This window comes from Leptothoe sp. EHU-05/26/07-4, assembly GCF_043421015.1.
GTDB classification, from domain to species: domain Bacteria; phylum Cyanobacteriota; class Cyanobacteriia; order Phormidesmidales; family Phormidesmidaceae; genus Leptothoe; species Leptothoe turfae.
The window spans coordinates 1677545-1700657 of sequence record NZ_JAXSQV010000007.1 but is presented as its reverse complement, the minus strand read 5'-3'; the positions used below and the strand labels follow the sequence as shown (position 1 = coordinate 1700657).

Genomic DNA, 23113 nt, shown 5'->3' with positions numbered 1-23113 from the left:
CAGAGTTCTTGACTATCTCTGCCTAATCGAGTATATCCAGGAATCTTAGGGGAGAGAAGACATTCCTAATCACTTGTCCAACTGGCTCTAGTACAGCTCCAATATCATCGGTTACACGAGCTAGAGCATTGGGATTAACGATAACGACATCGTTATTTTGCAAGATAGGATTATTCTCGTCATTAATTGCTTGAGCAAAGTCCACCGGAATCGTTTCACGGGCAACGGTGCCATCCGCGTTGAGTCTGATCAATTCCGCTTCACCTTTTCTGGCACGACGGTTAAACCCACCAGCTGCAAGAATCGCTTGGCTGAGAGAGGTGTCAGGGGGTAACTCAATGACTCCTGATCGGCTTACTTCCCCGACAACGTTAACGCGAATTGAGTTAGGTGATAGGCTGGAACCTGCAACTGTCGGTACTTCAGCAGGGTTCAAAGCTGTTGCGACTGGAACAAAGATAGTATCGTTAGGCTGCAGCACGACATCTTGATAGATATCCCCTACTTCCAGCAATTTCCACAAATCAACATCAATAACCTGGGTCTCACCAGAACGGGTCGGGCGCACAACTTGCACCTTGCGAATATCGGCTCTGGGTTTGATGCCGCCAGCCAATTGTAGCGCTCGCGTCACCGTAGTGGGGGTTGACGAGCTAGAAGAGGCACCCGGAACACCAGCATCTCCAGTGCTAGCCCGACCTCCTTGCAGTGTATATGGACCTGGACGATAAACCTCACCAATCACAGCCACATTAATGGGCTGACTAACGCTGGCGGCAAAACTAGCATCTGCTAAAAAAGAGGCTTCTTGTAGAGAGAGGGTACCTGTGGGGATAAAAATAGAATCTCCATCTCTTAATGATATATCGTACTGGGAGTTACCAGTTTCTAGCAGCTCCCACAGATCAACGGTGAATGTCTGTTGTTCTCCATTACGTCCAGGGCGCTGGATCTGAATGTCCCGAATAGCCGCAACTTGCGTAACCCCCCCAGCCCGTTCTAGTAACTGGCTTAATCTGGGGGCCTGGGTCCCGGTTTGAGTCAGGGTGTAGGAGCCAGGGCTGTTGATTTCACCTGAAATACCAACTTGTAGAGGTCGTCTATTTAATAGACTGAGGGTAATTAAGGGACGCTTGAGATACTGACCGTACTGACTAGACAACAACTCTGTGGTTTCGCCTAACGTCAGACCCGCTACGTTTATAGGCCCCACGAGGGGTAAGTTAAGAGTGCCATCCACAAGGACTTCACTCTCGCCACTGTATTGCGGCACTCTAAAGATATCGACACGAACTACATCACCAGCACCTAATGTATAAGATGTTTCAGATGGTGGTGCAATGGCCTCTGATGTGGGTGCAGCACTGCGGCTTGTGGGGACTTCTCTATTACGATCCAACCCTGGCAATGGTTGAAGCTGAGCATTTGCTGGAGAGGTAGAGATACCCATTGCACAGAGTGCAAAACAGAGTAGGGCTAGGTTTTGCTGGGACAGGCGACGATTAAACATAGGTATCAAACAGATTGCAATGTGAGAAGTTAGAACACAAGCTTCGAACACACTGTATTCAGGCCATAAGCTATAAGCCTTTAGGGGTGTATCAGTTTTCTGTGTGAATCTACACCAATCCGTTTAATTTTGAAATCGCTGCCATTAATTTCACATATTTACTGGCAGCAGAATCGTCGTAACCCTTGATCTGCCGTACATTATTGCCTGTTGTTATCTATATAAGTAAATAGGTCTCATCAAGACAATAGCCGTAGTTATAAAAATGCCCGTAAAACTGAACAATCGATTTGTAGAGATCCATTGTGCAACTTAAATAGATGACCACTGCCGCTAATGACAAATCATTTTTTTTTGTCTATACTGGCTGCAAAGCAAGGGTGTTTATGAAATAAAAACGTGTGTTTATAAAGCAATTATGAAGTATAGATTGCTTTCCCACTGAGAAAATGTGTTTTTATCATATGACGACACCTATTAGCAAGGAATTTGTCAATATGTAACGTAGGATGAATCGGCAGGTTTATCTTCGTGTACCCAACCCCAAATCTACAACGGCTAGAAGGTCTACCATATTCGTTTCAGGGTCTCTGAGTTTTATCGCGTTAATTAAACATGACTAACAGATAATTCTCCTGAGGTTGCTACCAGCCATTGAATAGAGTGTTGTTCTGTGTATTATCTACCTAAATCTTTGGTAAAGATTTACACGGGGCTCAGGGTTTACGCTACCAAGGAAGTTTTTCCATAGGTCTTTTAGTCTAAATCAGTCTTTTAGACTAAACAGATTTATCTAAGTAAATGGATAAAATGCTTGGATTAAGGGTGTTCTGAAGATAATCTTCCAAACTTCGTCAGTCTTACGTTCAAGGCAGCAGTAACGCAGCAGTGACTTTTATTACATGTAGATGCTCTAGTGCATCACTGCGAATAAACCTTCTTAAATCATTTAGTTCTCTTAATGTACTTACAGTAGTGCAAGTTTGATAAATTTGATTTTAAGAAAGCAGATTTATCAATAAAGATTCATAGGTTTATTCGATTTTGTGCGATCGCATTAGAAACAGAAGTTTTTGTAATCCGCCCTCAACAAAAATCGAGAATCATTATGCTGTATTCGACTACTAAGTCTAACCTTACTGGTCTTTGGAAGAGAAGCACAAAAAAACTGGAAAAGCAGAGTGTGATTGGTTTTCCAGTTACAGCAGAACCCTTTGAGGCCCAAATTAATACGATGTTAGGTTGGGCACATCAGCGACTCAGTAAAGTCGTGTGTGTGGCAAATGTCCACATGTTAGTTGAGGCCAAATACAATGAAGGCTTTGCCTGGGTCTTACATAGAGCCGATATGCTCACGCCGGATGGTATGCCCCTAGTATGGCTAACCAGTCGCCTGAGAAAGCGCAAGCAAGATCGAGTCGCAGGGATGGATATTTTTCTTAGCCTGTGCGAAAAAGCATCTAAAGAAAATATCAGCATCTTTTTCTTAGGCTCTACTCCTGATGTGCTGTGGAGTATGGAACAACGGCTCAAGCGAGAGTATCCTAACTTAAAGATTGCAGGTATGGTATCGCCACCCTTTAGACCACTCACTCGGGATGAAGATGCGGCCTTAGTTAAGGAGATCAACGATAGTGGAGCTGGCTTGGTACTGATATCGTTGGGCTGTCCTAAGCAAGAGTGGTGGATGCATCATCACAAAGGCCGGATCCAGTCAGTTATGGTGGGTATAGGTGGTGTATTTCCGATTTTTGCTGGTGAGAAGAAGTGGGCCCCTGTTTGGGTGCAAAAGAATGGCCTGGAATGGCTGTATCGCTTAGTACAAGAGCCAGGCAGACTTTGGAAGCGCTATGCCAAAACAATCCCCTTATTTTTGTTGTTGGCCTTTAAGCAACTGGTTAAGGTGAAGTTAGGATTAGAGCCTAGATTTGGTTGCCCTCAAGTAAACGTTGCGTTTGGGATGCATGGTAGACGATAGCCCAAAACATTAGGTGATTTGATAGAACGCTTTCAGTAGAAAGCTTTCTATCGCTTGTAGCCCATTGAGGACATGGAACAGCTCGATGGGCTATTTGAGCTGTCTGAAGCAATGCTGAAAATCAGATAGTTGCTTGATGAAGCAACTGTTTTAGTGATAGCTAAATGATGTGGTTTAGGTAAAGCTATGGGTTGCTTTTCGGTGTTTCTGACCTTTCCCGAAAATCGCTTTACATTAGGAAAACTATAGTGTGATGCGTATAGGCTCAGATTAACGTTTGTGGGTTATAAACTGCTTCCCAGAAGTATTTTCTATATTTTGACTTCATGAAAATAAAGCTACCTGGTGCCCTTCGTACACTGATCAAAACAACTCAGATCTGGAAGGAACATCATTTAATTCTTAGGGAATTTAAATATTTTCGAAGAATCGTCTTTCTAGCAATCCTCTTTGCTCTGATTGCAGCTGCCTTTGAAGGGGTAACGGTTGGATTTATTGCCTCCTTTCTACAAGGACTCACTAACCCTGAAGAGCCTCCTATTCAAACAGGAATTCAGTGGTTTGATACCATTTTTTTGGCAACCCAGGCTTCTGCAACAGAACGGATCTACAGACTGTCTGGTCTATTGCTGGTGGGAGTTTGGTTACGGGGTTGCTTTGATTATTTAAGCACTATCTATGCTAAGAAGTCCTCTTTGACCCTTGTCAATCGCTTACGTGGTCGAATTTTTGATCAGCTAGAAAGCTTGCGACTCAGCTACTACACCACAGTGAGTCCTGGAGCTTTGATGAGCACTATCCGGGGGGAAGTGAATCAGGTTCAGCAGGCATTTAATGTTCTTGCAACGTCTGTTGTCCAAGGCTCTAAGGTTTTGGCCTATCTAACGTCCATGTTGCTGTTATCCTGGCAGCTATTTTTAATCTCCACCCTTGTCTTTTCTCTAATCTCCGTTGGATTAACCTCTCTAACGGCCAAGGTGAGAGAGGCTAGCTTTGCAGTCCCGGCTGCTAACAAAGCCTTTACTAACCGCGCTCTTGCATTTATTAACGGCATCCGCACCGTTCACGCCTCAGGCACACAGGACTTTGAACGAAAGCGCTTTTATGCAGCTGCCCAGCAAATTCATGATTCTCAGCTTGCAGTCATTAATTTTTCCGCATTAGTAAGACCCTTAATTGAAGGTCTGGGCGTTACCCTCCTGGTGGGCATGGTTGTCATATCCTTTAGCTTACTCATTGCTAGGGGACAACTCAAAGCAGCAGAGCTACTGACATTCTTATTTGTACTGATTCGTACCACACCACTGGTTTCATCCTTAAACGGTATCCGTGTTGGTTTTCTCTCATCGCAAGGTGCCTTACATTCAGTCAATGACCTGCTCCGACGCGATGATAAGCCCTATTTCCAAGACGGCCATCAAGAATTTCATCGGTTAGAGCGCTCAATCGATTTTGTTTCGGTTGACTTCTCCTATAATCCTGGTGAGCCGATACTCCACGACATTACGCTCTCCATTAAGCGAGGGGAAACGACGGCACTGGTAGGTGCTTCCGGGGCTGGTAAGACTACGTTGGCAGATTTGATTCCACGTTTTTATGACCCTTCGCGCGGTCGAATTTTAATTGATGGCGTAGATCTAAACGAATTAAAAATAAACTCGTTTAGAAAGCGAATGGCTATCGTCAGCCAGGATACGTTTATCTTCAATACAACAGTGGCCGAAAACTTAGTGTACGGTGTTGAAAATGTTAGCGACACGGATATTATCGAAGCGGCGAAAGCATCTAATGCCCTGGAATTCATTCAAGAATTACCGAAGGGATTTGAAACGATCTTGGGTAATCGGGGTGTCCGATTATCAGGAGGACAGCGTCAGAGGATTGCGATCGCGCGTGCTCTGTTGCGAGATCCCGAAATTTTAATTCTGGATGAGGCAACAAGTGCTCTTGACTCATTAACTGAAAAACTGATTCAGGAATCAATCGAGAGGTTATCAAAAGGGCGCACTGTAATTGCTATTGCCCATCGACTATCAACAATTTCTAATGCGGATAAAGTTGTCGTCTTAGAGAAAGGGCGAATTGTAGAGCAAGGAAATTATCAGAGTTTACTCAAAGAGCGCGGCAAGCTTTGGAAATATCACCAAATGCAATTTGAATTGGGTAGCGCTAATTAATCTGAAAGTTATCAATATTGGGAAATCAGCATGCATACCGTTAGTGAAGTAACTTATACAGAAAAAATTGTTTCAAAGTTAGTCAAGCGTTGTAGATCCGCTACTGTTGGCAAACCATTAGTGACCTTTTTTATAGCAGGAACACAAAAAGGAGGAACAACAGCTCTGCATGATTTTCTTACTAAACATCCAGAGATTTGTATGCCCTATTCCTTAAAGGAAGTGCATTTTTTCGACAATGATAGATTTTTTATAAATTTGCATTCTATTTTTCCAGCTTATCGAAAATATCATGCATTTTTCCAACCTTCGCCATCTACTAAAGTTGTTGGCGAAGCATGCCCTTGCTATATGTGGAATGAAAAAGCACCAGCAAGGATTCATACCTATAATCCAGATGCAAAAATCATTCTGTTGCTAAGAAACCCTATCACTAGAGCTTATTCCCATTGGAACATGGCAGCTTCCAGAGGTAACGAGCATAGAGATTTCTCTGAAGCAATTTTTACCGAACTTGATTATTCACGGGTCAAGACAGGAACGTCAAAAATGAAGAGATTTATCTCAGACCAAAATAGAACTTTTTCCTATCTTGATCGAAGCTTTTACTCATCTCAAATACGCCGCCTCCTTAGATTCTTCCCAAGAGATCAGATTTTGATTCTTTTATCAGAAGATCTACAAGAGAAACATAATGAGACACTGTCGCAGATATTTTCCTTTTTAGAAGTTGATGACACGGTTAAAATTGAGCCAAAGACAATTCATAAAAGGGAATATAAAATACCGCTAAAAGATGAACAGCTCCAAAGGCTCAAAATTCTTTTCGAACCTGAAATAAAAAGTCTTGAGTTATTAACTGAAAGAAATTTAGACCATTGGTTGAAATGTCCAGAAACTGTAAGTCGCTAAGATTTTATTGAAAATTAGTACGTTAGGAGTTTAACCCTATGAGTTTCGCATTTATTCTTCCTGTAATTCATCCTGATAGCGTTAAAGTAAGCAACTATGAGCATGTTGAAATAGTCCTTAAAAGGACATTAGAGTCATTACGGAGACAAACGTTTACTGATATAAAAATCATAGTTGTCTGCTGTAAAATTCCAGACTGGGCAAAAGACATTGGTGACAATATTTATTTTCTAGATGTAGCCGACTCTAAAACCTTTAAACCAAATCGAAATATTGCAAGGGTAGATATGGGTTTAAAGTTTATAGTAGGCATACTTTATGCTCTTGAGAAATTCAAAGTAGACTTATTTATGCGCGTTGATGGTGATGACTATGTGAATAGTAATCTTGCTAAATATGCCATCAATTCATTAGATAAAACGCTGCAAAGTTCTACAGTAGATGGCTATATCATTAACAAGGGTCTTCAGATAGAAGTGAAGGTTAACTCAAACAATGAGATTGAATATGGAAATACATATTTCATCAGAAGATTCAACTCATCTTGTGGGACATGTCGCATATTTAAGCAAGCAACTTTACGTGCTAAGCTTCTAGAAATTCACTCAGATATATTTAGTAAATCAAGCCATTGGTTGGCAGCACACCAAGAAAGAACTGTTGCAATACCAACAGAAATGACGGACTGGCTAGATCAGATTTCAAAGGACCACTATGCAGAAGAATGGCATCCTGTAAATATTTTGGGGAGACATATTAATCAGTCGGAATATCTTAATTTTGAAAACTTCCCATTCTTAGGGGCGGCTAAGGCCTGTGGACATGGGAACCACGATGGTCCCCGTGAGGGAAAAATTCATCAAGATAAGATGATTGGAAAACTACCTAAAAGCATTTTAGAATCCACTTTTGGCATCAAAGATGTACCAGAAGCCTTCAGAATGGTTTTAAATTTCTATATGAGTACAATATTTCACTTACAGTCGAAGCTTAACTAACATCTACTTCAAGCATTAGTTTTAATAGAATTGATGCTTGAAATACTCTCTTATCTCTATATATTTTTTATCGCTAGGAAGCTCTAGCTAAATTGTATTCTAGTCAAAATAATTTCAACTAGCTAAGCTTCTAAGGCATTGATGAGAGACATTTATACAGTATAGGAACTCATTATGAAAAACGACCCTAAAGTAGCCATTATTTCTACCGTTAAAGGGACTCTAGAGGAATTAATTTTATTCATCAACTATCATTTGAATATAGGGATTGATAAAATTATTTTATTCTTCGATGATCCTAATGATAATTGCATCGATCACATACATTCAACATATAAAAATGTTCATGCAGTAACATGCACGGATGAATATTGGTTAAAAAAGTCTTCCCATAGACCTGAATTGCATACGGAGAGGCAGGTTATCAATGCTAATGAAGGTATAACTATTGCAAAAGAACTCGGCTGCAAATGGATTATACATATTGATAGAGATGAATTAATTTATTCATCCAAAAATTTCAAGTCTGTTTTAGATAATAGTGAATCAGATGTCATAAGATTATCAATACGCGAAGCTATTCCTGAAATTGAAAATTACAAAAATATCTTTGAACCTAGGATATTTAAAGTTCCTAACCCATCACCTCGAAAAGTAAAAATAGCTAAGGTATTCGGCTGCAAATCTGTTTTCTATGGAAATAATTATTTCAAAGGTCATACAAGATCAAAAGTAGCTATCAAAATGACTTCAAAGATTCAAAAAATTGCAATTCATCAACCGCTTGAATATGACAAAGAAAATACAAGATTTACAGATACTCAAGAAATAAAGTTATTGCATTTTGATTCTATTGGCTTTCATGATTGGTATCAAAAATTTGCCAATAAGCCTGAAAACTTTTCTAAAAAAACAACTGTGAAAAGAGGAGCCTATAGAAAATTACTGATTCAAGAGTTTGTTGATGCTCGAGATAAAGGTAGTCAGCATCTGCGCTCTCTTTATAAAAAGAAATATATGATTTCTCGAAATAAGATCTTCATTCTATCTCTTTTAAAAATGACAGAGAAAATTTCTATTAATCATAAATTTTTTGAGACTCCATCCAGATAAAAATATTATACCAAGATTAATCTGTGTAAACAAATAATTTTGCTGTATTAATAGTAGCTCTTTTAGGTTTTCTAATTTGAGTGAAAATCAAGAAATATTTTTTATGCTTCTAACTGAGATTTTAAGAAAGTACAAAGAGATAGTCTTAATTGAGTAGAGTATATACAGGATGCTGATTTCCCAGTCTAATAAAAAATCCCTAAAGATTATCTTCTATTAGCTGTTTATCCTATGATTGCTTGAGGTCCATGTATGAGTTTATTGAAAATCTTAAAGAAACAAGTAAAAGGAAATATCTTTCGATACTTGCCTCGATTTATAACGTACTCAACTAAAATTCCAAGGTTTACTTATGAATCATTTACGTGGAGATGGTTGCGAGAAAAAATAGCTTCAACCATAGAGCTAGAGCCTTTTATAAAAAAGAAAAAATTAAAGGATAGTGATAGTAAGGTTTTTGGGAATGTGATATTGTCCCAAACACTAACTAATGGCCTATTAGGCTATCTATATTCAAACAAGAAAGTTCTGAAAAACTACCATAGAAATCAACTACAACTTGTTCCCGGTGAGGCTTCAATTCCCTTCAAAACTCCTCTGCCGTGGGGTGAAAATCCAACTCAACGCATTTATTACATAAGAGTTCTCCATTTTTTAGGATATCTTGTACCTTTACTCCAAGAAGCTCGTAAGACTGGGGATCGACAATATCTCATCGCAGCGGAAAATATTCTGATCGACTGGTTAAAATCTAACCCTTACCCAAATGGTGCCCATACTGCCGCCTGGTACGAAGGATGTGTTGTACATCGACTTGGCGTACTATTGGAGTTTTTGAAGACTTATAAAGCTTTGGGTTCTTCACAAAATCTTCCACTATATAAGTTATTAGCAACTATCCATCAACATGTATCATATCTCTACTTCAAACGCAATCAGCATTACCAGATTGGTAACCATGGCTTACGTCAGGATATCCTTTTAATAATTGCCTCATATGCAATGCCCTATTTTCAAGAAGCTCCCACCTGGAGACAGGTTGCATTATTAGGGCTTGAAAAACAATTAACGGAATATTGTTCTGAAGAAGGTGTGTGGTTAGAACATACACCAGGGTATCAGGTCTATATAGACCAATGGCTCTGGTATTTAATGCATTTTCTCAAAGAAAATCAGTTGCCAATACCTCAGGTTTTGAAAGGCTTCTTTGAGCTGAGTGATCAGTATATAACGCATATCATGTTACCAGATGGCACACTGCCCACCATCGGAGATACTGCCAATATGAATGCAGTCCGCAGTTTAGCACGAGGTTGGTCTCCAGGAGTAACCTATGTTATGTCTCAAGGTAAAGAAGGTCAGAAACCGGAAGAGCTGGATAAGTTTTTCCCAACAGCAGGGGAAGCTACATTAAGAGATATCTGGGGCAATACTCCAGAAGAATACCAAAAAACATTCTACATTTGCTGCCATTCATCGCAACATCTTCCACTCGTCCATAGACATGAAGATGCACTCTCTTTCATTGTGTATGGAGCCGGTCGTCATTGGATCATTGATCCAGGTCGATATGCATTCACATTGGACAAGAAATACAACCAATTCTTCAAAAGTGCATATGCCCATAATACTTGCGCTATTAGAGACCAAGCCTTAGCGCCACAACAGCACCCAGAACTTTCCGCTACACTTTCCAAAGACCATCTTTCAACCGATCAATTAGCTGTGGTAAGTATGATCTCACAGCGCTTTCCTAGAAATGGAAAGGTGACTCGGTATTTGATTTTTGTGCGCCATGAAAAACTGCTATTCGTTATTGACCAGTTTGAGGGAAGTGAAAAAGAACATTGGCAATTTATAATGCCATTTGCCCCAGACTTAGAGGCCAGTCGAAATGAGCACTCCATATGTGTTGAAGACACAAAAAATAATGACACAACCCTTGATATTTTATTAGGGGGAGATTTTTCAACATCGAATATTCAGCTTATCAGAGGACAGGAGAGTCCTTTACTTGGGTGGACGTTTGATGCGGAAAAGCAAAGCATTGACCCTTGTTTCACCATGGTTGTCAATCATCATGCGCAACAAGGTTATGGAATTAGAGTGCTACATTGGCGCGCTGTCGATCAACCAGCTCTCTCCTCTATTCAAAGCCACACAATAAACAATGGTTACAAAATTATCTGTTGTGATAGTCATAAGCAACACGAAGTCACTTTACAGGTAGAGCCATCATTAAAGGCGACATTTACATCCTTAAATCCTCAATAGTGTTGCCAGTATAGTCTTAATTGATTTGGTCTCATACTCAGAACGTTTCTAGCAGGAACATATGAAGTCACTCTAATGTAAAGGGTTAAATTAAGATGACACCACAGAACATAAATTTTTTAGGGATAGGTGCACAAAAAGCTGGGACAACCTGGCTATGGAGTGTTTTAAAGACTCATCCAGATATATGGATGCCACCGAAGAAAGAGTTACACTATTTTGATCGTGATCCCGGCTATCCATCACCAAGCCATCTTGCTTCTAAACATTTTTTTCAACGTCTGATTGGAAAAGAAGATTGCAATAAAGAGTTTCGTAAACACTTTAGATTCTACTTATTGCAGCTAATTAAGCTCAAAGCTTGGGACATAGCAGCCTGGAATCATCACTACTACACAGGCACATATAGTGATGATTGGTACTTGTCCTTATTCAAAGATGGGCAAAACTCAGTCAAAGGGGAAATAACACCTTCTTACTCTATTTTATCTCAAAATGATATCCAAAGAATCAAACAACTATTCCCCGATCTAAAGGTCATTCTCATTTTAAGAAATCCAATTGATAGAGCCTGGTCTCAATTACGGTTTGATTATATGAAAAATCGAATCGATAATATTCAAAGTTTAGAAAAAATCAAAGCAAAGATTGAGCATCCATCTCAATGCTTACGTAGCGATTATCTACGTATAATTGAAAATTGGTCTGCTTATTTTGAGTATGATCAGCTCTTCATTGGTTTTTTTGATGATGTTATTAAAAAACCTCAAAAATTAATTCTAGAAATATCTAGTTTTTTAGAGCTTGATATATCAAAATTTGCATATTCTGATGCCTTAGTATCACCTAAAAACACTTCTATAAAGAAAGACATACCTGATGAGATCGAATATTACCTTGCACAGAAATATTATGCGAGCATCAAATCATTAGCTAAAAGCTTTGACAACCCTGCTTCTGACTGGCTGGAAAGAGTTGAGGAGATCTTGCGAACAGCTCCATCAGATCTTAAGTAATTGCAACTTGAATCGAAGTAATCCTAGTACGTAATAGTTAAAAAGGCAATGAAAAATACCTCAAATACGTTAACCAAAGCTGTATCTTTCTTATCTTCACCAAGGGAAGTTATTAAATACGTTAGCTATAAAACAGCTCCAGCTTGGGGTATGCCCATGTCAATTTTTCGTGCTAGAAATATTGCCATGTTTCATATGGGGCGCTGTGGCAGCAGTGTTTTAGGAGATCTTTTATATCAGCATTCTCGAATTCAATGGAATGGAGAAATCTATTGTCCTTATATTCATGATTGGCGTACTCAGACAACTCAAAATCCAAAAACTCCTACCTTAACGCCAGATCCACTAATGCTTTTACAGCGAAAGATGTTTGCAGCTGGCTCAAAGAACTTTGGCTGTGAAATTAAGTTTCATCATTTAGTTGAAGGGCATATCGACATTGAAAAATTTATTGAGATACTTAATAAAAAAGATTTTTATTATATGATCCTTAGAAGAAAAAATTTTTTAAGATCAATCATCTCTCATACAGTTATGTATAGCCTAGCAGAGAAAAAAACGCATAATAAATCATCTGAAAAGGCTACTTTAAAGCAGGTTAATATTGATGTGAAAAATACAGGATATAATGGAACGAAAAAAACACTACTTGAGCATCTTAACATGCAAAAAGAAAATCATATTTATTTAGAGAAGTTATTAGCTAATCAAAAATATCTAAAACTGAATTTTGAAGATGATATTGCAGAAAATCCTAATAATGCATACTTACAGGTTTGTGATTTTCTCAATATAGAGCCAGAAGAAACCCCTGTTCGCCTTAGTCGAACTAATCCCTTTCCATTATCGGAAATTATCATCAATTACGGTGAAGTTAAAGAGTATCTTAAAGATACTGAGTACGCTTGGATGTGTGATTAGCAATAAATTTTGTTCTTTACTAGATATAATTTTTCACACAAAATAAGACTTTTAGGTATATAAAAATACCTGAAATCCGCTTTGAAATAATTTTAATTTAAGCCTGATCTAAAAATACTCTTTATTAATAAAAAATGATAAAATAAAAATAGTATAATGGCTTTTTCTCTACCAGGGTATAGCAACTGATTAGCTGTATTATAGATGAATTTCAAACGCTGCAATTATACCTTTTAAGACTTGGTCAGATAATCAAGACTTCATCCTGAATTAAAGATATTAGGTATGAAAAGCTTTAGTGAAACTACTAGCGGTAAAATGACTTCTATGCCACATGAAATGGTTGAGCCAATCCGCTGGTTTAACCTACTAGATTGGGCTCGACAAACAGTATCTGTCGACCGTAAGAACTATCACAACCAAAAGCGTCCGATCTCGACAGATCGGCTGTGGCATTTGTTATTCCCCAATCTGAGTCGTCCTATTTTTATTGTGGGTTCTCCTCGCTCTGGCACCACATTTCTAGGATCATGTATTGGCCAACTGCCGGAGCTTTCCTATCACTTTGAGCCAGTCGCCACTAAATCAGCCGCTCGCTATATTCATACCCAGGCGTGGAGCTTTGACAAGGCTAAATTTTTCTATCAGCTTGTTTACGCATGGCTAATGCGACTGCATGGAGATGGAGATTTACGCTTTGCCGAAAAAACCCCCCGTAATTGCTTTTTAATTGACTTTCTCTATCAAGCCTTTCCCGACGCCCAGTTTATTCACATTATTCGTGATGGCAGAGATGCCGCGCTCTCCCATAGCAAAAAGCCATGGCTACAGACCGCTTCGGCTAACTCTGACAAACGAGAGTCTAGCGGCTATCGCCATGGTCCTTATGCTCGCTTCTGGGTAGAACCTGAACGTGTGAAGGAGTTTGAAAGCACTAGTGATATTCATCGTTGTATTTGGGCCTGGCGACGTCATGTCAGCAGTATTCTTGAGCAGGCCCAAGCATTACCAGCCGATCAATACTACGAACTACGCTATGAAGACCTGGTTAGTCAGCCTCAGCAGGCGGCACAAAAGCTACTTAACTACTTAGGAATTGAGGGTTCGGTCTCTAGCCAAACGCTCTACGAAGCATTCTCACAAGCTAAAGCAACGTCCGTTGGCGGTTGGGAAAGGGAGTTTGCTGAAGAACAATGCCAACAGGTGAATCAAGAGGCAGGCTCTCTACTCCGGCAGTTGGGATATGCTCACTAGCGCCATGAAAGATAGCAAACCTATGCAGACCCTAAATCCTATTTTTTTGGTGGGGTGTCCGCGCTCTGGTACCACGCTGCTACAGCAGATGTTGGATGCTCATCCAGACGTTGCGATCGCACCTGAAACCCATTTCATCCGAAATTTTTGGCTAAAGCGGGAGCACTATGGCGACCTAGCAGAAGATGCCAATTACCAAGTCTTGCTTCACGCCATTGCCGACATCCCCGAATTTGCGGAGATGGAACTAGACCTGTCAACTTTTCAGGATGCTGCACAAACACTCGATAGAAGCTATGCTGCACTGTTCAAGTTGTTGCTAGAGCAGTTTCGCCAAGGTCGCAACACCCAGATCGTAGGAGAGAAAACCCCTAACCATCTGCTCTATATGCAGACCCTACAGACCTTCTTTCCAAAAGCTCGTTTTATTCACATAATACGAGATCCTAGAGCTGTCGTTAACTCTTGGAAGACGGTGCCGTGGAGTACAGGCAGTGTTGGGGGTGACGCTGAGGTTTGGCGACGATACATGGCCACAGCACGTCAGTTGCCACCAAATAATGGTGCTATTTGTACATTGCACTATGAGCAACTAATCTCAGCGTCAGAAGATTGTCTTAAAAAGCTGTGCAACTTTTTAGAGCTATCGTTTGATGCCAGCATGTTGGACTATCACACCCAACAATCTAAGCGAGTCAATGTCAACCGTGAACCCTGGAAAGGAAATGCCGTTAGACCCGTCAATAACAAATCCTTAAACCGCTGGCAAACCGAGCTATCCACCCTAGAAATTGCCACCATTGAAGCGGTTGCCAGCAGCGAGATGTGCCAACTTGGATATAAGACGCAATCTGCCAGTTGGCCGCTCTTAAAAGCGAACGCCCAAAAACATACTCAGCAAAAGTTAAAGCTTGCCAAACGCTATATAAACAAGCTAGTAAAACTATGAATATCGGTTACTTACATGTAGGCCCCCAAGAACATGGCCTACATCGCTATGGTCGGCTCATTGCTGAGGAAGCCAAAACACGGCCCAATGACTCTGTTATTGAAACCAGTGCAGCTTTAGACAAAGCCTGGTGGCAAAACCTGTTAACGTTGCATCAAGCTGCACAAAAATTGGCCGATGCCGATATCGTTCACTTTCAATATAACAAGGCCATCTGGGGGGAAACACTAAGTGCGTTAAACCTCTTTATTTTTGCCCTCAGCTGCAACGCTGCCTTAGTTGTAAGCTTACACGATGTTTACTGGGAACAAGTCCCCTTTCAATGGTCTAAACCAGCCTTTTATTTTAAGGCCATGTATGGGCCTAAAGCGCTAGCGATTCGGTTTTTAATCCATCGTATGCAGAAAGTCTTTGTTTGCACCCAACAGGAGTTTGACAGACTCGTATCCGTATCTAACTTGCAAACTAAGGCTAAAGAAAAGATCAAAATAATCCCTCACTTTGTGGAAACAAGGGATATTCAAATCAATCCTGAAGAGGTTCGGCAGTCTTTAGATCTTAAAAATAAGAAAATCATTACACTGCTAGGGTGGATTCATCCCCGCAAAGGCCATCGACTTGTGGTGGAAACTCTCCCTAAACTTCCCTCAGATGTGATGGTCGTTTTTGCAGGACAAAACAGTGAAGGTATCGGTGGCGAACAGTTTTTGCAAGAACTCACCCAATTAGCGGAAACTCTCAAAGTTGCTGATCGGCTAAAAATAACAGGCTATCTATCCGAAAAAGAGCTAGAAGAATATCTTATGGTTACAGACATTGCCGTCTGTCCATTTATGAAATGTTCTGCCTCCGGTTCACTATCTACCTGGATATCGATTTCACACCCAAAGGTAGCCGCCTATAAGCTCCCTCAAATTGAGGAATATAATAACATTTCACCGGGTTCAATCCATACCTTTGAGCCTTACACTGCCAACTCTCTGGCCATGCTTCTAAGCAATCTTCTATCTCAACTGAAAGAGTCTAACAATACAGCCATCGAACATTTACGCACTCAGCTACAGATCAGCACCATAGTTGATGATCATACGCAGAGCTACGCCCAAGCAATTTGTCGCTCCAATCCTGAGGAATCTAAACGTAATCGCTCTAAACGATTCTTTCAGAATTCGTAACCCATGGCCAATGATTTTCCCATGATTGTCTGAACATAGGTGTAATTCTAACGTGGCTTGAAGAACTAGGAGACTTAAAATATATGCTTGGAGCATTTACACACAATAAGTCATTGACTCAGGCAGACCAAAAAGGGGCTAGCGAGACTAGTTTTGGTCAAAATATCCAAGCATCTAATCAATCCCAGGATAGTCTTAACGTGATTATTGCCCCCTGGTATACTGACAACCCGTATCAACAAAAATTATCTGATCAGTTAACCCAAAAAGGGCACCAGGTTACAGGCGTTAGCTGTAGCACATCTAGCTTACTCAAAACAGTTAAAAATAATCAGGCAGATGTTCTACATTTACATTGGCTACATCATTTCTTTTTAGAGGAAGAGAGCCGATTTAGAGCCGCTTTGAAGCTTTGTCTATTTATTGTTCAGCTAATTATCCTTAGGTTTTCTAAAGTTAATATTGTTTGGACAATTCACAACCTGAAAAATCATCAGAATAAATATCTATTACTCGATAATATCGCTTCATTTTTAGTTGCCCACATTGTTCACAAGTTGATTGTCCATAGTGAGACAGCTAAAACAGAGATAACCCAAAAGTTTTACTTAGCCAATCAGCAACGTATCCATGTGTTACCCCATGCTAATTACATTGGCAGCTATCCCAATACCATTACACGCCAAGAAGCTAGAAAATTACTAAATCTGCCAGAGTCAGGATTAGTCCTATTGTTCTTAGGAACGATTCATCCCTATAAAGGTGTCGCCGATCTACTGCAGGCTTTCAAAAAGCTGAATTCGACCAATACATACCTGGTCATTGCAGGTAAATCTAAGGATCAAGGACTAGCAGACGAATTAACAACTGCTGCTAAAAACGATGCTCACGTCCGATATTTGCCAGGGTTTATCCCTGATGAACAGTTGCAGATCTACATGAATGCGGCTAATACCATTGTGTTTCCCTACCGAGAATTTTTAACATCTGGTGCTGTTATTTTAGCGATGTCTTTTGGAAAAGCCTGCATTGCACCTCGTAGAGGACATATCGGAGAGGTTTTAGACGACGTTGGCGCATTTTTGTATGATCCAGATTTACCAGACGGACTGCTTCAGGCATTGCATGCATCTCTGCAACCTCCAGAACAACTCGATAAAATGGGTCAACACAACTATCAGGTTGCGAGTCAATGGACTTGGGAGATGATCACTGAAAAAACCCTTGCGGTCTACCAATAATATCTGGAATTAGAGGCGCAATAGCCGTAGAAAGAATTTGATTACGACTTGTTCCCAGGAGAAGCTATATCCCCTTAGGCTTTCAGATAAAATTATGGCTGAAAACTTTCACAAGATGCCGTTTGTCTCTATTATTATTCCTGTTTTTAATGACAACAGGTCATTACGCATTTGTTTAGATGCGCTCAGTGCTCAGACGTATCCAAAAGATCAGTACGAAGTTATTGTTATTGATAACAACTCACAAGAAACTGTTAGCGATGTGACCAATGACTTTGAGCAAGTCACATTGACGCATGAATCTCAGCCTGGCTCATATGTCGCACGTAACAAAGGACTTTCCTTAGCTAAGGGCAATGTCATTGCTTTCACAGATGCAGACTGCATCCCAACTCCAACATGGTTAGAAAATGGCGTAGCTGTTCTACTTAGTGAACCTAACGTTGGTTTAGTTGCTGGTCACATTGATCTATTTGCCGAAGATCCTGATAATCCTAATCCCTATGAGCTCTATGAAATGCTCGCCCTAGGGTTTCCACAGGATCAATTTTTAGAGAATGGTCAGTTTGGTGTCACCGCCAATCTATTTACATTTAGCCATGTTATCAAAGCCATCGGTGATTTTGATAAAACACTCAAATCTGGCGGGGATAAGCAATGGGGACAACGGGTCTTTAAGGCTGGTTATAAACAACTTTATGGTAAAGATGCCTGTGTAAAACATCCTACTCGAAATACCTGGGACGATCTCCATAAACGTTGTACTCGAATTATGGGTGGTCGTTATGATGCCATCAATACTAGCAAAAAAACACAGCTTGCTTTGCTCATCGACTTTATTGGTTTTCTCAAACCCCCTTTCCGCTTTTTTATACGCATCTGGCATGACAACCGATTGCGGGGAACTCGCCAAAAAATTCAATTTACTACGGTAATGTTACGCCTTAGAGGAGCCGCTATTAAAGAAAGAATGAGACTACAGTTTGGCGGTGGGATATCTGAACGTGGTTAACCATTGACCTAAAGCCATCAGGCGACCAATTTTATTGTCCCTCTTCATTATGTACACAACCATTGATATTGATCATGAGCGAATATACACCTTTAGTTAGCATACTTATCAATAACTATAATTATGGTTCATTTGTGAATCAGGCAATTGACAGTGCTCTCCATCAGACCTATGAAAATATTGAAGTTATTGTCGTAGATGATGGGTCTCAAGACGATTCTCAAGATGTGATTCGTAGCTATGGGGATAAAGTAATTGCTGTCCTTAAGGACAATGGTGGTCAAGCCTCAGCATTAAACGCAGGGTTTGCCAAAAGTAACGGAGAGATTATCTGTTTGCTTGATGCTGATGACCTCTATCTCCCCAACAAGGTTTTAGACGTCGTCAATATTTTTAGAAAAGATAATAATACTGACTGGTTTTTTCATCGCTCAATGGCCTATCGCTCTGACCAACTCATCGACGATAAGCTAGGCTCTCATTTTCAGGAGATCAACCATAACAACACAACTGAAACCCCTCGAAAAATTGATTTCAGGGTTGAGCTTAGCAATGGCAAAGCACCTGATTTTGCGCCAGCAACGTCTAATATCTGCTTATCTAGATCCCTTGCTCAAAAAATATTTCCTATGCCTGAAGTACGGGGTAAATCAGGGATTGCTATTAATGATATGTATATTAAATTATTAGCTGTCGGCTTAGGAACAGGCTATCAGACAGAAAGGAATCTATGTATCTTTAGATTGCATAACAACATTGTTTCATCCACCGATTTTGTCAATAGACGAAAAGTTGGAGCTGAAAATTATATTGCCACAGGCTATTGGATTAAAACCAAGGGACCTGAGTTTGAAAAGCTAAGCGACAAACTCTTAGCAAAAGGTGTAAGTCTTAAGAAAAAGAGTCAGATAACCGATCAGGTTTTCACGAATTTAGTCAAAGATTATTTAGCTAAAACAAGCTTCTTGAACAGAATAAAGATGAACTTGATGGTCATCTATTATTCATTCAAGCTTTACTTTGCAGAAATGGTTTAACAGATAATTCTTTAGCATGTCAAGCAAATTGACAGTACAGAGTAAAAGTAAGGACTAAAGCTATGACTATGCCAAACTTTCTGATCATTGGCTCTGCCAAAGCAGGAACAAGTTCACTCCACTATTATTTAAGGCAGCATCCAGAAATTTTTATGCCCTTTTCTAAAGAGCCTAAATTTTTTGCCTTAGAAGGTGAAGAACTAAATTTTCAAAATCCTGATCAAGGTATTAATCAATACTCCATTAATAATTTAGAAGATTATCAGAAATTATTTGAAGACGTCAGTGATGAGATAGCAATTGGTGAGGCATCACCCATTTACTTATACAGTGAAAAGGCCGCTAATCGTATTAAGCACTATATTCCTGATGTTAAGATGATTGTCATCTTACGAAATCCTGTCGATAGGGCATTTTCTTGCTACACTCACTTAAAACGTGAAGACTATGAACCTCTATCGTTTGAGGAAGGCCTAAAAGCAGAGCCATCAAGAATTGCTAATAACTGGTCTCACTTGTGGCATTATCAAACAGCTGGATATTATTATAGACAGCTGAAACCATATTTTAAACTATTTGATAAACAGCAATTCAGAATCTATCTTTTTGAAGATTTATGCCGTGATTCCCTCAATGTACTAAGGGATATTTTTGAGTTTTTAGGCGTAGATCCTGACTTTGACCCAGATATGACCAAGCAGAATGTATCTGGGATGCCTAAAAGCAAGCTTTTACAAAAGTTCTTTTCTAAAGACAACGTTGTCAGATCAGCAATCCAGACAGTTGTACCCGAAGATTTGCGACATCAAACTGCAAAACGTATCAAGCAATGGAATATTGGGAAAAAACCAGAATTATCCCCCAAAACGCGGTTAACACTAACTCAAATCTATCAAGATGACGTCTTGAAGCTACAAGAGATAATTAACAAAGATCTTTCTGGATGGTTGTCATAGTTGTAATAAAAAATAGGGAGTCATTTTACACATAGCATAAGGAGATACAGCACATGAGTACACAACCATTCGTTAGTATCATAATTAACAATTATAATTACGAGAAATTTTTGTCTAAGGCCATTAGCAGCGCCTTAGAACAGACTTACTCAAATGTTGAAGTTATAGTTGTTGATGATGGTTCTACCGATAATTCTCGTAGTGTTATCAATGACTATGGAGATCGCATCATTCCTATCCTTCAGCCCAATGGCAAACAAGGTGCTGCTTTTAATAACGGCTTCTCCCATAGTAAGGGTGATATCGTCATCTTTTTAGACTCAGACGACTATCTCTATCCCTATGCTGTCGAGAAAATTGTATCCGTCTGGCGACCTACTCTTGCTAAAGTTCACTATCGTTTAGACGTTGTCGATAGCCAAGGTCAGGATAAAGGATCTTCCTATCCTCCAGGAGGCAAACCACTGGATCAAGGTGATTTAGCGTCTACGGTTTTAGAGATAGGTACATATCGCAGTGTCCCAACTAGCGGAAATGCGCTGAATCGTCGGGCCATGATTCCCAATTTCCCGATTCCAGCAGAATTTAGTACCACTTCCGATGATTACCTTTCTGTTCTAATCCCCTTACATGGAGAGGTGATTGCCATTGAAGAACCACTCGGTTGTTATCGTATTCACGATAGTAATCAGTGGGCACTGGTTGACCTGTCCAGTAGCCGCTTCCGCCGTTTCATTAAACATGATCTACAGCGCTGTGAGCTGCTCCGGCAAAAAGGGTCAGCCTTAGGTCACACTGTCCCTGATGATTTAGAATTTCGTTCGTTTGGCCGAGTTTGGTCTCGACTAGTGTCTTTACGCCTCGATCCTCAAGAGCATTTGGTTACATCTGATAATTCGCTGAAGTTGATTTACTTTGGCATCCGTGCGCTATGGCAGTTTTCAGATCATAATCTGGCAAAAAAGCTATTATTCAGTGTTTGGTTTATCTGGGTTGGTTTAATGCCATTATCGTTGGCCAAACTTGCCATTAACTGGTTATTTATGCCCAATAAACGACCTAGGCTATTGAGCCGCGTTTTCTCTAAACCAGCTACCAGTTAATCGCAGCTTAAAAACTCTGCAAAGAAGCTCCCAGATCGGTCTGTCAGGTTAGGAAAAAGTACTTAAGGCTATTTTCTAGTCCAAAATTGCTAGGCCGATCAGTCTAAACTCAATCTTCAATCACTAAAACGTCTGCTCCTTTTGATTTGCCTCTTCTTGAGACAATGGTCAGGGGCTTCTCACTCTTCTATGACCAGTTTATTTTTTCTGTTACTAAAGCATTAGCGTTAGGTGTTTAGCTCTATGTCAACTGATAACTTTCGTCTAGGCGTTGTTTTTACTCATCCGACTCAGCACCATGCTCCTCTCTGGCGTCAGTTAAATGCTCAACCAGGAGTCGATGTCTCAGCCTTTTATCTGTGTACTGAAAACCAGGCCCAAGGGGCTAAAGGTGTGGGTAATACAGCCGCTTGGGACGTGGATTTGACCAGTGGCTATACCTATGAGTATCTGAAGAATTGGAATGGTAGTGTGGCCCCAAAGATTAAGCGTGGACTGTTTACTCCAGGCTTGATCAATAGGCTTAAGGCAAAAAACTTTGACGCTGTCTTTGTCAGTAGCTTTTTCACCTATTCCTATCGACTGGCAATCTTGCTGTGTAAGCAGCAGGGTATCCCCATTATTATGCAAAATGATGCCACAATTATTACAGACTCACATTTTAGCTACTTAAGAAAGCTGGCCACTACTTTACTGTATCCATCCATGTATGGGCTGGTAGATCATTGGATCTCCAGTGGTGATCACAATGAAATATATCTCCGTCACTATGGCGTTTCCGCTGACAAGATTGTACGGGGATGTTATCCGGTTGATCGCGATCGCTACGAGCAGACACTGGCCCAAAACCCAGAAGAGATCAAGAAAATTCGGGCAGAGCTAGCCTGGGATGACGATACGATTCTGTATAGTTTTGTTGGCAAATATATTGAGCGCAAAAACCCCTTTGAGTTTATCGATGCCGTTGTGCAAGCCCATCGTAAAGATCCACGGGTGCGAGGCATTATGCTAGGCGGTGGCGAACTCAACGCTGCCATTAATGAGCGCTTGAGTGAATTAAATGGAGAGGTGATCAACGTTGGCTTTATTAATCAAAGTAAGCTGCCCCTATACTATGCAGCTCTAGATGTATTTGTGGCTAGCTCATGGTCAGACCCCCATCCTCTGGTGGTTTCTGAAGCCATGGCCTGTGGTTGTACCGCCATTATTAGCGATCGCTGTGGCAACTGGGGCTATAGCGATACCGTTCGTCACCACTATAACGGTCTTGTCTACCCCTGTGGGGATGTGGATGCCCTGACCAACGCTATCCTCTCGCTGACCTGTACCCAAACTCGCCAAACCTATAGCCAACGTGCGCGCGAAGTGTTTGCTAATCAAGACTTAAATTGCGAAGTCAATGCCTTTTTAGCAGTTATTGAGCGCATCCAGCGGCAAAAAACTGGACAAAAATTGAATTTACATCCTGTTTCGTCTTAGTATTTCGA

Annotated in this window: 18 protein-coding genes; 17 read left to right on the top strand and 1 reads right to left on the bottom strand. The window is 40.4% G+C overall.

The window, feature by feature from the left end; translation table 11 throughout:
• Nucleotides 1-22: 22 nt before the first annotated feature.
• Nucleotides 23-1450 (bottom strand): polysaccharide biosynthesis/export family protein, encoded by a 1428-nt coding sequence (locus U2F10_RS31910; protein WP_250565164.1) that lies wholly within the window; start codon nt 1448-1450, stop codon nt 23-25.
• A gap of 1168 nt (nt 1451-2618) precedes the next feature.
• Between U2F10_RS31910 and U2F10_RS31905 the strand changes: the two genes are divergently transcribed.
• From U2F10_RS31905 to U2F10_RS31825, 17 genes are all read left to right on the top strand, one after another.
• Complete coding sequence (locus U2F10_RS31905; protein ID WP_163698120.1) at nt 2619-3488, top strand: WecB/TagA/CpsF family glycosyltransferase; 870 nt, start codon at nt 2619-2621, stop codon at nt 3486-3488.
• Between the two features lie 326 nt (nt 3489-3814).
• A complete protein-coding gene (hepA, locus tag U2F10_RS31900; protein WP_499874337.1) occupies nt 3815-5665 on the top strand; it encodes a heterocyst formation ABC transporter subunit HepA in 1851 nt (616 codons plus the stop codon).
• Between the two features lie 30 nt (nt 5666-5695).
• Entirely contained in the window at nt 5696-6577 is an 882-nt protein-coding gene (locus tag U2F10_RS31895; RefSeq protein ID WP_499874335.1) for a sulfotransferase family protein, read from the top strand.
• Nucleotides 6578-6615: 38 nt separating this feature from the next.
• Nucleotides 6616-7575: a glycosyltransferase family A protein gene (locus tag U2F10_RS31890; protein ID WP_499874334.1), complete on the top strand. Its 960-nt coding sequence runs from the start codon at nt 6616-6618 to the stop codon at nt 7573-7575.
• Nucleotides 7576-7749: 174 nt separating this feature from the next.
• Nucleotides 7750-8688: a glycosyltransferase family 92 protein gene (locus tag U2F10_RS31885; RefSeq protein WP_499874333.1), complete on the top strand. Its 939-nt coding sequence runs from the start codon at nt 7750-7752 to the stop codon at nt 8686-8688.
• Between the two features lie 252 nt (nt 8689-8940).
• Nucleotides 8941-10962, top strand: a complete 2022-nt coding sequence (locus tag U2F10_RS31880; protein WP_499874332.1) for a heparinase II/III family protein — start codon at nt 8941-8943, stop codon at nt 10960-10962.
• A 95-nt stretch (nt 10963-11057) separates the two neighbouring features.
• Nucleotides 11058-11978: a sulfotransferase domain-containing protein gene (locus tag U2F10_RS31875; protein ID WP_499874331.1), complete on the top strand. Its 921-nt coding sequence runs from the start codon at nt 11058-11060 to the stop codon at nt 11976-11978.
• Between the two features lie 48 nt (nt 11979-12026).
• The gene (locus U2F10_RS31870; RefSeq protein ID WP_499874330.1) at nt 12027-12899 is read left to right on the top strand and encodes a hypothetical protein; all 873 of its coding nucleotides are present in this window, start codon (nt 12027-12029) and stop codon (nt 12897-12899) included.
• Nucleotides 12900-13217: 318 nt separating this feature from the next.
• A complete protein-coding gene (locus U2F10_RS31865; protein ID WP_499874329.1) occupies nt 13218-14153 on the top strand; it encodes a sulfotransferase family protein in 936 nt (311 codons plus the stop codon).
• A 4-nt stretch (nt 14154-14157) separates the two neighbouring features.
• A complete protein-coding gene (locus U2F10_RS31860; RefSeq protein ID WP_499062054.1) occupies nt 14158-15102 on the top strand; it encodes a sulfotransferase family protein in 945 nt (314 codons plus the stop codon).
• Nucleotides 15099-16277: a glycosyltransferase family 4 protein gene (locus U2F10_RS31855; protein WP_499062055.1), complete on the top strand. Its 1179-nt coding sequence runs from the start codon at nt 15099-15101 to the stop codon at nt 16275-16277. Before U2F10_RS31860 ends, U2F10_RS31855 begins: the two co-directional genes overlap by 4 nt.
• An 83-nt stretch (nt 16278-16360) precedes the next feature.
• The gene (locus tag U2F10_RS31850) at nt 16361-17518 is read left to right on the top strand and encodes a glycosyltransferase family 4 protein (RefSeq protein WP_499874328.1); all 1158 of its coding nucleotides are present in this window, start codon (nt 16361-16363) and stop codon (nt 17516-17518) included.
• A 94-nt stretch (nt 17519-17612) separates the two neighbouring features.
• Nucleotides 17613-18530 carry a glycosyltransferase family 2 protein gene (locus U2F10_RS31845; protein WP_499874327.1) on the top strand — a complete coding sequence of 306 codons (918 nt, stop codon included), beginning with the start codon at nt 17613-17615 and terminating at the stop codon, nt 18528-18530.
• 74 nt (nt 18531-18604) lie between these two features.
• On the top strand, nt 18605-19567 hold the full coding sequence (locus tag U2F10_RS31840; protein ID WP_499062058.1) for a glycosyltransferase family 2 protein: 963 nt from the start codon (nt 18605-18607) through the stop codon (nt 19565-19567).
• 62 nt (nt 19568-19629) lie between these two features.
• On the top strand, nt 19630-20523 hold the full coding sequence (locus tag U2F10_RS31835; RefSeq protein ID WP_499062059.1) for a sulfotransferase family protein: 894 nt from the start codon (nt 19630-19632) through the stop codon (nt 20521-20523).
• Nucleotides 20524-20576: 53 nt separating this feature from the next.
• Nucleotides 20577-21626: a glycosyltransferase family 2 protein gene (locus U2F10_RS31830; RefSeq protein WP_499874326.1), complete on the top strand. Its 1050-nt coding sequence runs from the start codon at nt 20577-20579 to the stop codon at nt 21624-21626.
• Nucleotides 21627-21869: 243 nt separating this feature from the next.
• On the top strand, nt 21870-23105 hold the full coding sequence (locus U2F10_RS31825) for a glycosyltransferase family 4 protein (protein ID WP_499874325.1): 1236 nt from the start codon (nt 21870-21872) through the stop codon (nt 23103-23105).
• Nucleotides 23106-23113: the final 8 nt, after the last annotated feature.